This is a genomic window from Nitrococcus mobilis Nb-231, assembly GCF_000153205.1.
Classification (GTDB): Bacteria; Pseudomonadota; Gammaproteobacteria; order Nitrococcales; family Nitrococcaceae; genus Nitrococcus; species Nitrococcus mobilis.
This window is the reverse complement of the sequence record NZ_CH672427.1, coordinates 592,274-606,003: the sequence shown is the minus strand read 5'-3', so window position 1 is coordinate 606,003 and position 13,730 is coordinate 592,274. Positions and strand designations below refer to the sequence as shown.

The following is a 13,730-nucleotide window of genomic DNA, read 5'->3' as shown; positions in this document are numbered from 1 at the left end:
CTCACGCAGGATGGTTTCGACTTTCCGCATTTGCTCGGTCACTCGGCCTCGCCGCCGTCGAGTTCGCAAATCAGCAAGGCGGCGGCGTGCGTATCATATCCGGCTTGGATGAACTCTTCGGCCGCCTGGATCGCGGGCCCGTCCATCATCTCCAGCCCGGCCGGGATGACCCCGCCGGCAATGATCGCGGCGACGGCATGGCCGCCGGTCTCCACGGTCGGGAAAGAAGCCATCAGTACCTGTTTGGTGAGCGGGTTGGGCAGAAGTTGCACGACGACTTCTACGATCACCCCGAGTAGGCCCTCGGAGCCTGTGAGCAGCGCGAGCAGATCGTACCCGGGGCTCTCCGGGGCCAGGGAGCCCAGCGTGATCCGCTCCCCTTCGATAGTCAGCAAGGTGACCTGCAATACATTGTGTACGGTCAGCCCATATTTCAGGCAGTGCACCCCACCGGCGTTTTCGGCGATGTTCCCGCCGATGCTGCAGGCGATCTGCGAGGATGGATCCGGCGCATAATAGAGCCCGAACGGAGCCGCGGCCTCGCTGATCGCCAGGTTGCGCACGCCGGGTTCCACTCGGGCGATGCGCCGATGGGGATCGATCTCTTTGATGCGATCGAACTTCGCCAGACTGAGCAACACCCCCTGCGGGTGGGGTAAGGCACCGCCGGAGAGACTTGTGCCGGAGCCACGGGCAACGACCGGAACACCGCTCTCCGAGCAGATCCGCAGTACAGCACGTGCCTGATCGACGGTTTCGGGACTGGCCACCAGCAGTGGGAGCTGCTTATAGGCGGCGAGACCGTCGCATTCGTAGGCCCGGCGACCCTGTTCATGGGTAATCAGCCCTTCGGCCGGCAGCAATGGCCGCAACCGGGTAATCAGCGCCTCGACGTCAACCTCGAAGCGTGTATCCTCGGGCCGGTATAGGGACCGTTCGGACATCTCCATCCCATTAATATTTAAGTGCGGTGTGCGATGACTATACCAGAGCCACGCCATGCGTTGCGCAGTGGGTCGGCCTCGGGAAAGCGGCGACCTAGTGTAGTGCCCCGCCCTATTTGGCACTTATAGAGCCCCAGGCCAGTGCCAGCGCAAGGCGGCGCTCGCCGGCAATGGCCGTCGCGCCCTTGTCAAGAGCGCCAACACCGCGCGGGTGCCGGCCTGGAGCCCCCTTCGGGCGTGAGGTCAGGCGGCCATCTGCGGTGTTGCGCTTGCTTGGGGTAGCGCCACTACGCCAACTGCAACCGCGCCTTGCATCTGGCCGCCTGGCCTCACGCTATAAGCGCTAAATAGGGCGGGCACTACACTAACAGGCTCATGTGTCGTTGGAAGAGGCTGCGCAATGGATTGCGAACCTTTCCGATCAGCATGACCAAGCCCCTTACCGGGAGCGATTTGGTCCCGGACGAGTTGCTTGAGCTCGGTGATTTCCGGGAAGCGCCCCGCCTTTTTGCGCGACCAAACGAGCTTCCCGTTTGCGTATACGTCGAAAACGCCGCCGGTTACGGGTTGCAGCGTTAACTCCGCGATTTCTTGCTCGAAGGTGGTCAATAGCTCTTGCGCCATCCAGGCTGATCGAAGCAGCCAGCGGCATTGGGTGCAGTAGCGGATTTCGACTTTATTACTCATGGTTTCCATACTTATCCACCTTGCCTCATAGTGCATGCCCCAGCACAAGTCGTGCCGTCGAACTTGAGTACGTCGACAACCTATCCTACGAGACAGTCCGTCGGGTTTTAAAAAAAACGAAATCAAACCCTGGCGGCGGATCGGTTGGGTGATTCCACCGGCGGGCAGCGCCGCGTTTGTCGCTGCGATGGAGCGGGTTTTGGGCGTGCATCGACGTCCTTACGATGCTATGAATTCGGTTGTGTGCATGGATGAGACGCTGCGACAGCTCATCCGAGAAACACACACGCCGCTCCCGCCCGGCCCTGGGCATCTGCAGCGCCACGACTACGAGCATGAGCGAGGCGGCGTGTGCAACATATTCATGGCCACTGAACCGTTGGCCGGAACCCGGATGGCCAAGATAGCGCAGCGCAAAACGAAGATCGATTGGGCGCAGTTCCTGCCGGATTATTGCCGAGCGTTACGCTGATGCCGAGCGGATCACGCTGATCATGGACAACTTGAATACCCACAGACCGGGTGCGCTATACGAAGCCTTTCCTCCGGATCAGGCCAAAGCCCTCTGGAACCATTTTGAGTTCGTCTACACACCACAGCACGGCAGTTGGCTCAATGGTGAACTGACAGTTCACCGCGCAAGACGCGTGCATCAATCTGAAGCGTCTGTACCCGACGTTTAATGCGTGACATTAGGCAGTCAGGGATGGTTGTGGGAGCGGCTGCGTGCGAACGCGGCGTCGAGCCAGCGCCACCCCCCCGAACAGCAATGCCGTATACCCGAGTGCGCCGGCGAGCGTGTAGTGGAAGAAAGGCAGACCCGCTACATAGCAGGCGAGCAGGCCACCTGCGCTATAGGGATATAGTCCACTCGTGAGCCAGGTGCCGAAGTTGGTCACGATGAAAAATAGGCTTGCGGCAACGACCGCAGCGCCGGCAACACGAAATAGCGTCACGCGCCGGCGCAGGCCCCCCATCCCCAAGGCGGTGATCAACGCCACGCTTGCATAAACGAAAGCCATCCCGCCATAGAAAAGCCCATAGCCGTAAACGACGAATCCCAGCACGAGATCGCTGAGCAGCAGCGCCAGCAAGGGCAGCAGGAAGGCCAGGCGCCGGTCTGCCACGTAGGCGCCACCGAACAGGGCCACCGCCTCGATCGGTGTGAAGTTGGGCGGATGGGGCAGCAGGCGCGCCGCCATAGCGGCCAGCATGATGCCGGCTAGCAGGAGCGTTGTTCGACGAAACATCGCGTAGTACCTCAATTGTTTGTTGTCGTTACCAAGCATCATTCAATTATATTGATTCGCCCGCACCACGTCTTTCCCGGCGCCGGGCAAGGGGAACAATTCCGGGTGCAGGATTCCGGCTAAGATCTCCATGCTATCGATCAGGCGCGGCCCCGGTCGGTTGAAGTAGGCGTTGCCGTCGACCAAATAGACTTGCTCGTTGCGCACTGCATCGAGTGCCCGAACCGGTTCCTCTGCGGCCAGTCGGATCCAATCCCGCGCGGCGCGCTCGGCCGTCTGCCCGCAACAGGCGATCACCAGTACCTCGGGTTGGGCCTCCCGCACTGCCTGCCAATCCAGCCGCAGCGAGGGCTCACCGAGCTCGCCCAGTAGGCTAACGCCACCGGCGATGGTGATCAGCTCCGGCGTCCAATGGCCCGCGCAATACACCGGGTCCAACCATTCCAGCAGCGCGACCCGTGGGCGGCGCTCGGCGCGTGCGACGCCTCGTACGACCGCGGCTACGCGCTGTTGCAGCGCGCCGATCAAGTGCCCGCCTTGCCTGGTCGCTCCCAGCGCCACGGCCACCTGCTCGATGGTATCGAGCACGCCGGCGAGTGTACTGGCCTCCAAATTCAAAACGCGGGGGGGCTCGGGGAGCGCCGCCGCGACTTCGGTAACGCGCTCGGCGGACGGGGCACAGACTTGGCAAAGACTCTGCGTCAGAATGAGCTCCGGGCGCAGCGATTCGAGCCGGCTGCGATTGAGGTGGAATAGGGGCTCGCCCCGTGCCAACCGCTCGCTCACCCAACGGTCTATCGCCGCGCTATCGAGCGGCGTATCCGTGAGCTCACAGCTCGTCACGCGCGGCTTGGCCTCGACCGCCGCCGGGAAATCGCAGTCGTGCGAAACTCCCACCAAGTCGTCCTGCCGACCGAGTGCGTAGACGATTTCCGTAGCCGAGGGTAGCAGGGAGACGACCCGCATGTCAGTCTCCAGCCGTGTTTTGCGGCACGGCTTCCTGTGTCGGGTTTAGGATATTGGTTTGGTACTCCGGAGGCTGCGCCATAGGCAGCAGATCGATGAAATGGCGTCCGTCCCGGCTCACACGCTCGCCCTGGGTGATTGCAAGGGGGCGTTGAAACAGCGGACCGGCATAAACAAAGGTGTGATATTCACCGTATTCGCCGCAAGGATCGACCTGCGGCGGCAGCATGTCCAGGAGATCCGTCCCGAGCTCACACCCCAAAAATTCAGGCCCCAGTTTGGCCGCATCGACGCAGCACAAGTAGGCTCGATAGCCCAATGCCTCGAATTGCTGAATGATCTCCCTAGGCGCGCGTCCCCAAAGCGGGAACAGGCCTTGTAAATCGACTTTTGCCAAATTCCGCTCCCGATAAGCGCGCAGATCGGCCAGGAAGATATCGCCGTGTGCCACCCCGTGAACGCCACTGGCAGCATAACGCGTTAACACACGCTCCATGCAAGCCTCGTATTGCGCATTGGTACATGATGACGCGGGTAAATACACCTTCTCTAAGGGTAGCCCAAGGGCGGCCGCTTGTTGTTCAAGCAAGGGCTCCCGTACCCCGTGGTGGCTGATTCGCCGGTACTCCTGGACCAGGGTCGTCAATAAGGCTACGACCTCATAGCGGGGGTCGGTCTGTAGCGCGTGCAGCGCCAACATGCTGTCCTTGCCGCCGCTCCAAGCGAGGAGAACCTTCGCCGGTTCATTGTGATGCATTGAATTGAGCTCCACGCCAAATAGGTAATTAGGTACCACCCGTGTAACTTCTTATTAAGTCCGGGCAAGAAGACATTGAAGAGAGTGGTTCGTTGCTCACCATCAAAAATAAGCTATTGATAATTTTGTATTTAATGCACGACCATAATCTTACCTCCGCACCCCGCACACATTACGCCCGGACTTAATGAGAAGTTACTGCCTCGCCACCCGCGGCCTGATCCCAGTCTCATCGAAGCGCTTTCTACAAGCGCACTTCTGTGTGTATTCGAGGAATTTCACGAGGATGGATTCCTATCTTCATGCCTTGTGTGACGGATTCGATTTTTCTGCAATGCATTTTCCTCCATGATGCCGTCCGCATGCGGGCCGCAAGCGCACAAGAGCGCTGTCGCCAAGCACGCACGGAACAATAAATAGCTACAACCGGGCGCTCGGTTGCCCACCGGCACCGCTGTATCGGGATTGGGAGTACGATGCAAAGCCTTATCCATGCCGTATCGTCCTTGGACGAGTCGACACCTGATTCTATCGCCGCCGGTGTTTTCCTGAAGCAAGCGCGGGCGCTGGAACACGCCGCGACTACGATCGGACCGGAGTTTGCCCAAGCCATCGATTTGATCCTTGGCTGCAGCGGGCGCGTAATCGTCATCGGCGTGGGCAAGTCCGGCCTGATCGGTAAGAAGATCGCCGCCACCCTGGCCTCCACGGGCACACCGAGCTTCTTTGTCCATCCTGTTGAGGCCTTCCACGGCGATCTCGGCATGATCGCCGCGGAAGATGTCATTATTCTGATCTCGTTCAGTGGGGAAACCGACGAAGTCACGCGCCTGGTTCCATTTCTTAGACGCTTCGGCAACCGCATTATCAGCCTCATCGGCCGGGCCGAGTCCACTTTGGCGCGCCATTCCGACATCGCGCTGCTCACCCCAGCCGATCGGGAGTCCTGCCCGAACAATCTCGCGCCGACGACCTCGACCACGGTGACTCTGGCCATGGGCGATGCCCTTGCCGTTGCGCTGATGAAATCGCGCGGCTTCAAGCCCGAACGCTTCGCGGCATTCCATCCTGGCGGTAGCCTCGGCCGGCGCCTGCTGACGCGGGTCAAGGATGTCATGCATGCCGGGAAACTGCCGGTAGTGAAACCGGATCGGTTGCTGAGAGACTGCCTGTGGGAGATGACTCGCGCCCGTCTTGGCCTGGTCCTGGTCCTGGACGGTAGTCGCGCCATTGGCATCGTCACGGACGGTGATCTGCGTCGCGCTTTGCTGGCTGATCCTCAGGCCATGAGCTCCCCGATAGCCAATGTAATGAGCCGACAGCCGGTTACGATTCATGAAGAAGAGAAGCTCGCCGATGCGGAAATGATAATGCGGGAGCGCAAGATTAAAGTGCTCGTCGTTGTCAATGATGAGGGCGCAACGACCGGGCTTCTCGAGATTTTTGACTAAGCAATGTGTGATGCGTGACCAGTGACCAGTGACCTGTCACATGTCACCTGTCACTTCGTCACGCTCTTAGTCACCCGTCACCCCACATAGGCTACGACAGCTGACTTGTGTGTAATGGAATGATGCGAATCGCGGTCTTTCAAGGCTCCTTTTTGTGCGTGGCGTTTGTCGGTGTGTCGGCGTGTGTCACCTTGCCGCCAAGCGCGCCGCGCTCGGCACTCCCGGCCGCCTTCGAGACCTTTCTCGCCAGTGCGCCGGCGGGCGGTCGCGTGGTTTTGGCCGATAGTCCTTGGGGACCGGAGGCGACCGTGTACGCTCACGCGCCGTATTACGCGGCAAGCGGGCGTACCTGCCGGGAGCTCACGATTGAGCTAACAAGCACGCGCCGCCCCGGCCTCGTCTGCCAGTTGCCGCACGGGGCTTGGGAAAGCGTCAGAGTATTGAGCCACAGCGGGCGGCCGGTGTTTTCATTGAATGCCGAGCAACCTCATCGACGGGGTACGAATTGAGCGGTCGCTGGCGTGGCGTGTCCCTTGCTAAAGCGCCTCCCGCGGCGCTCGCTCTGCTCTGCCTGATCCTGGCGCTGTTGTCGGCTCCGGCTGCAGCGCAGGTATTTAACGGCATGGGAGATATTCCGAGCCGCGCTCAGGCCGAACAAATCCCGGCCGCCCTGGAGCCGCCATCGGCGGTGGATCGGCGTACCGGCACCAATGGTCCGGTAGAGCAAAAAAGCACATTGGATGAAGAGGAAATTCCGCCGTTCGGTGCCGACTTGTTTACCGGGGGGTTTCGAGGGCCACGGGCGTCCGGGTTGAATCCAACCTATCGCATTCTGCCGGGTGATCGAGTGACGCTGCGCGCCTGGGGCGCCGTGGAGATCGATCAAGTCCTGCCAGTCGATGCGCAAGGCAATATCTTCGTGCCCTATGTCGGGCCGGTACATGTGCAGGGTGTCTCCAACAGTGAGCTCAATGCCCGTGTCAAAGCCGCAATTCAGCAGATTTTCACTGACAACCTATCCGTCTACACCAATCTACAAGGTGTGCAACCGGTGGCGGTGTTCGTGACAGGTTATGTCAATAAGCCGGGACGCTACGCCGGCAACCCAAGCGACTCCGTGCTGTATTTTCTCGACCAGGCCTCCGGCATTGACGAAGACACCGGAAGCTTCCGGCGGATTCACATCCTCCGCCACGGTAAGACCATTGCCGCGGCGGATCTTTACGACTTCCTGACCCGCGGCGCTCTGCCGCGCCCTCAGTTCCAGGACGGCGACACCATCGTGGTCGAGCCCCGAGGGCCGGTGGTTACCGTAGCCGGCGATGTCGCACAGGCCCACCGCTACGAGCTCGATGGAGAGGCTCAGTTAGGCGATGAGCTGTTGGATCTCGTGCAGCTGAATCCGGGCGTATCCCAGGCGTTGGTCACCGGTGTGCGCGAGCAAGGTCCATTTTCCGCCTATTTTACGCTGCAGGAGTTTCAAGGCAGCGAGCTTCGGGCCGGCGATGACATCTTCTTCACTGCCGATCAGCATGCTGATGCCATCGTCGTGCAGATCGAGGGCAGCTATAAGGGCCCGTCACGCTACGTCGTGCCAAAGGACGCGACCCTCAAGCAGTTGTTGAACATAGTGCCCGTCGACTCGGCATTGGCTGCGGTAGAGAGTGTATCCATTCGTCGCGAGAGCGTGGCCGAGCGCCAGCATCAGGCGCTTGAGGACAGTCTGCGGCGCCTTGAAACCACCTACCTCGGGGCCTCCTCATCCACTGCGGAAGAGGCGCGCATCCGCGTCCAGGAGGCCGAGCTCATCCAGGACTTTGTGAAGCGAGCCCGCGAGGTTGAGCCAAACGGTCGCATCGTCGTCGCCCATATGGGCCAGGTCAGCGACATACGCCTGCAAGATGGCGATGTGATTACCCTCCCCGAGCGCTCCGATTCCGTGTTGATCAGCGGTGAAGTGCTGGTCCCGGGGGCGATGGTTTACACCGAGGGGCGGACCGCTCTCGATTACATCGAGCGGGCGGGCGGATTCACCGAGCACGCGAATCGGGATGACGTTCTGATAATACGGCAAAACGGCGAAGCCCTACCCGCGAGCGATGTTGCGCTCCGCTCGGGCGATGAGATTCTGGTGCTGCCGAAAGCGCCTACCAAGAACCTGCAGCTCGCCTCGACGCTGGCTCAGATCCTCTTCCAAGCCGCCATCACCACGCGCGTGGTGCTGGGTCTCTGACGTGCGGCGCGCGATCGCCAAATTCGCGAACAACACCACCGCCCAAAGCAGCGGGGAGGAGGGCGGCTAATGCGCTCCTCTTGGCTAGTGACCTGGAGCGTCTGGCACGCTTTGTTCATGCGCGAGGCACTGGCCCGCACGATGGCTAACCGCTTTGCCTGGTTTTGGATGTTCGCCGAGCCAGTCGCGTTCGTGGTGATCATGATCGCGGTGCGCGAGTTGCTTGGCCGGGTCCGCTTCGCCACCGGGGCGGAGTTCATCCCCTGGCTGATCGTCGGCCTGACAGGGTTTTTCCTGTTCCGCGAGGGTGTACTGCGCTCGATCGGCGCCGTGGATGCGAATCAGGGATTGTTCGCCTATCGGCAAGTCAAACCCGTGGACCCGGTGCTCGTTCGCAATACCCTTGAAGGCATTCTGAAAACGCTTGTGCTGGTGATCTTGATTGTAGGCGCGAGCCTGCTCGGCCACGATATCCTGCCCGCCGATCCTCTCGGAGCGATACTCGCCTGGGCTTCCCTTTGGCTGTTGGGGATGGGTGGCGGTCTGATTGTAGCCGTGGGCGCCACGCTGGTCCCGGAATTCGGCGTGGTCACCAAGCTCACAATGCTGCCGATGTTTTTGCTCTCGGGCGCGATGATACCGCTCCATGCGCTGCCACACGACATCCAGCAATACCTCTTGTACAACCCGGTGCTGCATGCAGTCGAGTGCCTGCGGCTTAGTTTCTTTGCCGGTTATCGATCACTGGCCGGCGTGAATTTGATGTACGTCTGGTGCTGGGCGCTCCCGATGATCGCCCTGGGGTTAGCGCTGCATATCCGTTTTGCCATGCGGCTGAAAGCGAAATGATCGAAGTCAGGAACGTCTACAAGCGCTATCGCAATCATTACAGCAACGGCTGGGTGCTGAGGAATGTCGATTTCACAATCCCCAGAGGCGTGAGTGTGGGACTGGTGGGGCGCAACGGCGCAGGTAAATCGACCTTGCTGCGCCTGATCGGCGGCATGGACTTCCCCGACAAGGGCAAAATCGTCCGCAATTGCCGCGCCTCCTGGCCCATCGGGCTGAACGGCGGATTCCAGGGCTCCATGACCGGCCGTCAGAATGTAAAATTTGTGGCGCGCATTCACGGCAACGGCCAATCCGTCGATGAGATCATCCGCCAAGTCGAGGATTTTGCCGAGATCGGCGGTGCTTTCGACGAGCCGATCAAGACCTATTCGAGCGGCATGCGCAGCCGACTCGCATTCGGTCTGTCGCTGGCCTTCAATTTTGATCTGTACCTCTCTGATGAAGCCACGGCCGTTGGGGATAAAGCATTCAAGGAAAAAGCCGCGCGAGCTTTCAAGGAAAGGGTCGGCCAAGCGAGCCTGATTATGGTCTCGCACTCGGAGGGGATTCTCAAAGAGCTATGCCAGGCGGGCATCTGGCTCAACCAGGGCGAAGCCATCTGGTTCGACAGTGTCCGCGACGCGGTTGATGCTTATCACCAGAGCATCAAGCCGGCATGAGAGCGTTCTTGCTGAAGCACCCATACTGGTTGATCAGTGCTGTCGCGATCCTTGGCGCGGGCCTGTATTGGTCGGTGTCGGCGACTGACCGCTACGTCTCGGAAGCCACCGTCGTGCTGCAGAGCGCAGAAGGCGTTTCGACCTCCACGTTCAATGTCGCTTCGCTGCTCAGTGGCGGCAGCGCCCATGATCTGCTGATGCTGCGTGAGTATCTACTGTCAGTCGACATGCTGCAGAAGCTCGATGCCCAACTCGACCTGCGCGCCCATTATGCAAATAAAGACATTGACATACTCTCCAGACTCGAATCAGTGGATGTGCCCCTTGAGTACTTTCACCGCTACTACCTCAAGCGCGTGTCGGTCGAGATGGACGAATACGCCAATGTGCTGAGGATCCGGGCGCAGGCGTACGATCCCAAGACCTCGCACGCCATTGTCAGCAGGCTGCTGCGCGAAGGCGAAGCGCACATGAACAAGCTGGGTCGGCGCCTGGCGGGCGAGCAGGTCAAGTTCATCGAAGTACAGGTCAAAGACCTGAAGCGCCGCCTTGATCTTGCCCGAGACGAGATGCTCGCTTACCAGAATACCCACGGCCTCATTTCACCGACGGCCACTGTTCAGAGCTTGAGTGCGGTGGTCGCAACCCTCCAGGGCGAGCTTGCCAAGCTCGATGCGCACAGGCGCGCGCTCGGTGCTTCCCAGAGCAAGCGTTCGCCCGAGATGGTGCGCCTGAGCCACGAGATCAGCGCCTTGCGCAGCCAGATAGAGGCTGAGCGCACCCGCATGGCCGCGCACTCGGGCAACGCGCTCAATCGCCTGGCCGCAGAATTTGAAACACTGCGACTGCAAGTCGAGTTCGCGCAGGAGGTATATACCAGCGCATTAGCGGCGCTGGAGAACACGCGAGTGCAGGCCGCCCGCAGCCTAAAACAAGTATCGATCCTGCAAAGCCCGACAATGCCCGAATACTCCATGGCACCGAAGCGGCTCTACAACATCACAGTGTTCACGATCATGGCCATACTCGCCGCGCTCATCGCCCACCTGCTGGTGGCGATTGTTCGGGACCATCGGGATTGAGTGACAGGTGACAGGTGACAGGTGACTTGGGAGGTGACGCGCTACTCCGCCGCCCTCTCGCCTGTCACGCATCACTTTTCCCAAAAAAAAAATGAACAACGTAACCGGACACAAAGACCTATCGGTCTGGCAAGCAGCGATGGAGCTCGCAAAGGTGATATACGCGATGACGGCTGATTTTCCGAAAGAAGAGCGCTACGGTTTAGTCAGCCAGATGCGCCGCGCGGCCGTTTCCGTGCCCTCCAACATTGCCGAAGGCGCCGGCCGCGGCAGCGCCCGCGAATTTCATCAATTCCTCACGATAGCCCGCGGCTCCCTGAGCGAATTGGAGACACAGGCACTACTGGCGCGCGATCTAGGCTTTATGCGCCAGAGCGACGACCTCATGGCGATGATCACCCGCATCTTCCAAATGATCACCGGTCTCCAGCGGAGCCTAAAGTAAGCCAGGCCAGAAGGGTGACAGGTGACAGGTGACAGGTGACAGGTGACTTGGGAGGTGACGCGCTGCTCCGCCGCCCTCTCGCCTGTCACGCGTCACTTGTCACGCGTCACGCTCCCAGTCACCCGTCACGCTCACCGCGCTACCCAGTGCGCCCATTGTGATAGAGGTCTCAGTAAAAATTTCCGAATGTGTGACATAGGCCTGTGAATGCATTTCTAGGGTGAAGTAAAAAGAAGCTCTGATGAATTGACCCGTTCGCTCTGAGCCCGCCGAAGGGCGCTGCTTGAGAAAATTCCGTTCGTATTTCTGTAACCCGCAGCCCGGGTATTTAGCAGGCAAGTTACATGATCATCGGGGTTGAGGAGAGGCCAGGAGTGAGAGGCAAGGTAGTGAGGAGTGGGGTCGGGTGGGGGCCGCAAGCCGTTTCTGCCCCTCTAGCTCCGAACCCGCCGCGCCTCACTTCTGCCCATCCGCACGGGTATCTGGTGCCGATTGCGCTGCCATTTGAGTTGCCGACACAGGTATACGGCGCGATGCTTGCGATTTGGCACCTGCGGCCGATTCTGCAGCGGCGCTTTCCGCTGCACAAAGGCCGCGTGCGCGATTTTGTTCGGTATCTCGGCTGGTGCGCCAGCGAGGGACGCCGCGACTACGCTATTCTGCGCGCCATACCCGACTGGGATACCGAGCTGGGCCGACCGCTGGCGCTGCCGGAACCGCATGGCAACCTTTGGGCCGACGGGTTTTCGGTAGCCATGTTCCTATACGGGGTTGCGAAGTACCGCTACACCTTTGGCGCGCTGCTGTCGGACGCCAAAAGCCGCGCCAAGGTGGCCCGCGCTTTCTGGCGCGGCGAGCGCGATAACCGCCTGCTCCCATATCCCCAGCCGTGGCAGTATGAATTTCTAGTCCGCCGTTTTGGCAGTATCGACCAATTTGTCGAAACCCTGCGGCTTGCCCGGACCGACGGCAACAAATCGACCCATCAGCTCATCCAGGACTTCGGCCTGCAGGATGTCGCTCGGGCGTTCCACTACGCGCGTCGGCCCCGGGAGTTGGTGTCCGCGCCGGCTGCGGCCAAATTGCCTGAAAATCTTCGCCGCGCGCCGTTCCGGCTGCCGCTGCGCATCGTGCGGCACCTAAGTCGGACGATGGAGCGCCGGAGCGCCCGCGTCCCCACCCAGTTCGAACTGAGCGCGCTAACGGCGCGCATTGCTGCGGCCAGCGCTCGTCCATGCACCAGCGGATACCCGTTCGGTGTCAACCTGTTTGGCTACGCCAAGGGCGAGCTCGGCATCGGCGAAGATGTGCGGCTGCTGGCGCTTGCCCTCGAAGCGCATGAAATTCCGTTCTGCATCGTAAATGTCGAGCCTGGCAATAATGTGTCGCAGCAGGACAGCAGCGCTGACCACTGGATCACCGGCGAGCCGCATTACGCCATCAACCTCTTCTGCATGACGGGCATCGAACTCGTCCGCTACGCCTGCGAGCAAGGGCTTGCGGCCTTCCGCGACCGCTACACAATCGGGCTGTGGCCCTGGGAACTGCCAGAGTGGCCGGCGAGCTGGCAGCACGCTTGCGGCCTAGTCGATGAAATTTGGGGCATCAGCCATTACACAGCCACGGCTTATCGTCATGCGGGCTGTCCAGTCTATCCAATGTCGCTGCCAGTCACCGTCGACCCGGTCGGCGACGAGGGCCGGGCGCATTTCGGACTGCCGAGCGAGGACTACCTTTTCGTCTTTTCCTTCGATTTCAACTCCACCTTGTCGCGCAAGAACCCCGCGGGCCTGATTCAGGCGTTCCAGCAGGCGTTTTCGCGCTCAGGCAACGATCGAGTCGGACTGGTGCTCAAGGTGAGCCACATCGAGGGCGTGACAGATCCGGCCTGGCGCCGGCTCAAGACGGTGGTCCAAGCCGATCCGCGCATCCACCTCATCGATACCACACTGCGCAAGCCCGAAGTGCTCGCCCTGTACCGCTGTTGCGACTGCTTCGTGTCCCTGCATCGCGCCGAAGGATTTGGCCGCGGCATCGCCGAGGCCCTGCTGCTCGGTCTACCCGTCATCGCCACCGGCTTCTCCGGCAACCTCGATTTCTGCGCCGAGGCGGGTGTCTCGCTGGTGCGCCACAAAATGCGTGCTCTGTGCTCAGGTGATTACTTCCACGGCGAGGGTCAATCCTGGGCCGATCCAGACATCGATCATGCGGCCGAGCTGATGCGCGAGCACGTGGCTCGGCCGCGCGAATCCGCCGGCCGCCCGGTCGACTTCAGCCCGGCCGGCGTCGGCACTCGCTATGCGCAACGGCTTATCGAACTGAAACAACAACTCAATTTGAAGGGCATGTCGCGATGCTAATTCCGGTTACTTTTCCAGGCAGCGCCAGCCCCGGCTTTTGGCCC

Annotated in this window: 12 protein-coding genes and 2 pseudogenes; 9 read left to right on the top strand and 5 right to left on the bottom strand. The window is 60.7% G+C overall.

What is annotated here, in order from left to right; translation table 11 throughout:
- Positions 1-41: 41 nt before the first annotated feature.
- Both NB231_RS02805 and NB231_RS20220 read right to left on the bottom strand, forming a co-directional pair.
- Positions 42-944, bottom strand: a pseudogene (locus NB231_RS02805) (FAD-binding protein); the annotation flags it as partial.
- A 243-nt stretch (positions 945-1,187) separates the two neighbouring features.
- On the bottom strand, positions 1,188-1,640 hold the full coding sequence (locus NB231_RS20220; protein ID WP_232210372.1) for a SelT/SelW/SelH family protein: 453 nt from the start codon (positions 1,638-1,640) through the stop codon (positions 1,188-1,190).
- A 41-nt stretch (positions 1,641-1,681) separates the two neighbouring features.
- On the opposite strand from NB231_RS20220, the pseudogene NB231_RS18230 reads away from it, so the two are divergent.
- Positions 1,682-2,248, top strand: a pseudogene (locus NB231_RS18230) (IS630 family transposase); the annotation flags it as partial.
- 75 nt (positions 2,249-2,323) lie between these two features.
- Here the strand turns inward: NB231_RS18230 and NB231_RS02790 are convergent.
- From NB231_RS02790 to NB231_RS02780, 3 genes are read right to left on the bottom strand one after another with little or no spacing between them, the layout of a single operon-like run.
- Positions 2,324-2,881, bottom strand: a complete 558-nt coding sequence (locus NB231_RS02790; RefSeq protein ID WP_040662978.1) for a DUF6580 family putative transport protein — start codon at positions 2,879-2,881, stop codon at positions 2,324-2,326.
- A gap of 42 nt (positions 2,882-2,923) precedes the next feature.
- Positions 2,924-3,847: an ABC transporter substrate-binding protein gene (locus NB231_RS02785; RefSeq protein WP_004999592.1), complete on the bottom strand. Its 924-nt coding sequence runs from the start codon at positions 3,845-3,847 to the stop codon at positions 2,924-2,926.
- Between the two features lies 1 nt (position 3,848).
- Positions 3,849-4,604, bottom strand: coding sequence for a Dph6-related ATP pyrophosphatase (locus NB231_RS02780; RefSeq protein WP_084766212.1), 756 nt, complete (start codon positions 4,602-4,604; stop codon positions 3,849-3,851).
- 476 nt (positions 4,605-5,080) lie between these two features.
- Between NB231_RS02780 and NB231_RS02775 the strand changes: the two genes are divergently transcribed.
- The 8 genes from NB231_RS02775 to NB231_RS02740 all read left to right on the top strand — a co-directional run bounded on the left by NB231_RS02775 (position 5,081) and on the right by NB231_RS02740 (position 13,686).
- Positions 5,081-6,055 (top strand): KpsF/GutQ family sugar-phosphate isomerase, encoded by a 975-nt coding sequence (locus NB231_RS02775; RefSeq protein WP_004999588.1) that lies wholly within the window; start codon positions 5,081-5,083, stop codon positions 6,053-6,055.
- 119 nt (positions 6,056-6,174) lie between these two features.
- A complete protein-coding gene (locus tag NB231_RS02770; RefSeq protein ID WP_004999587.1) occupies positions 6,175-6,564 on the top strand; it encodes a DVU3141 family protein in 390 nt (129 codons plus the stop codon).
- Complete coding sequence (locus NB231_RS02765) at positions 6,561-8,288, top strand: polysaccharide biosynthesis/export family protein (protein ID WP_004999586.1); 1,728 nt, start codon at positions 6,561-6,563, stop codon at positions 8,286-8,288. The genes NB231_RS02770 and NB231_RS02765 overlap by 4 nt, the downstream gene beginning before the upstream one ends.
- A 69-nt stretch (positions 8,289-8,357) precedes the next feature.
- A complete protein-coding gene (locus tag NB231_RS02760; protein ID WP_004999583.1) occupies positions 8,358-9,137 on the top strand; it encodes an ABC transporter permease in 780 nt (259 codons plus the stop codon).
- Positions 9,134-9,799: an ABC transporter ATP-binding protein gene (locus tag NB231_RS02755; RefSeq protein ID WP_004999581.1), complete on the top strand. Its 666-nt coding sequence runs from the start codon at positions 9,134-9,136 to the stop codon at positions 9,797-9,799. Before NB231_RS02760 ends, NB231_RS02755 begins: the two co-directional genes overlap by 4 nt.
- Before the next feature lie 29 nt (positions 9,800-9,828).
- Positions 9,829-10,881, top strand: a complete 1,053-nt coding sequence (locus NB231_RS02750; RefSeq protein WP_232210370.1) for a chain-length determining protein — start codon at positions 9,829-9,831, stop codon at positions 10,879-10,881.
- Positions 10,882-10,972: 91 nt separating this feature from the next.
- Positions 10,973-11,326, top strand: coding sequence for a four helix bundle protein (locus NB231_RS02745; protein ID WP_004999575.1), 354 nt, complete (start codon positions 10,973-10,975; stop codon positions 11,324-11,326).
- A 533-nt stretch (positions 11,327-11,859) separates the two neighbouring features.
- A complete protein-coding gene (locus NB231_RS02740; RefSeq protein ID WP_040661649.1) occupies positions 11,860-13,686 on the top strand; it encodes a glycosyltransferase in 1,827 nt (608 codons plus the stop codon).
- The last annotated feature ends 44 nt before the right edge of the window (positions 13,687-13,730 follow it).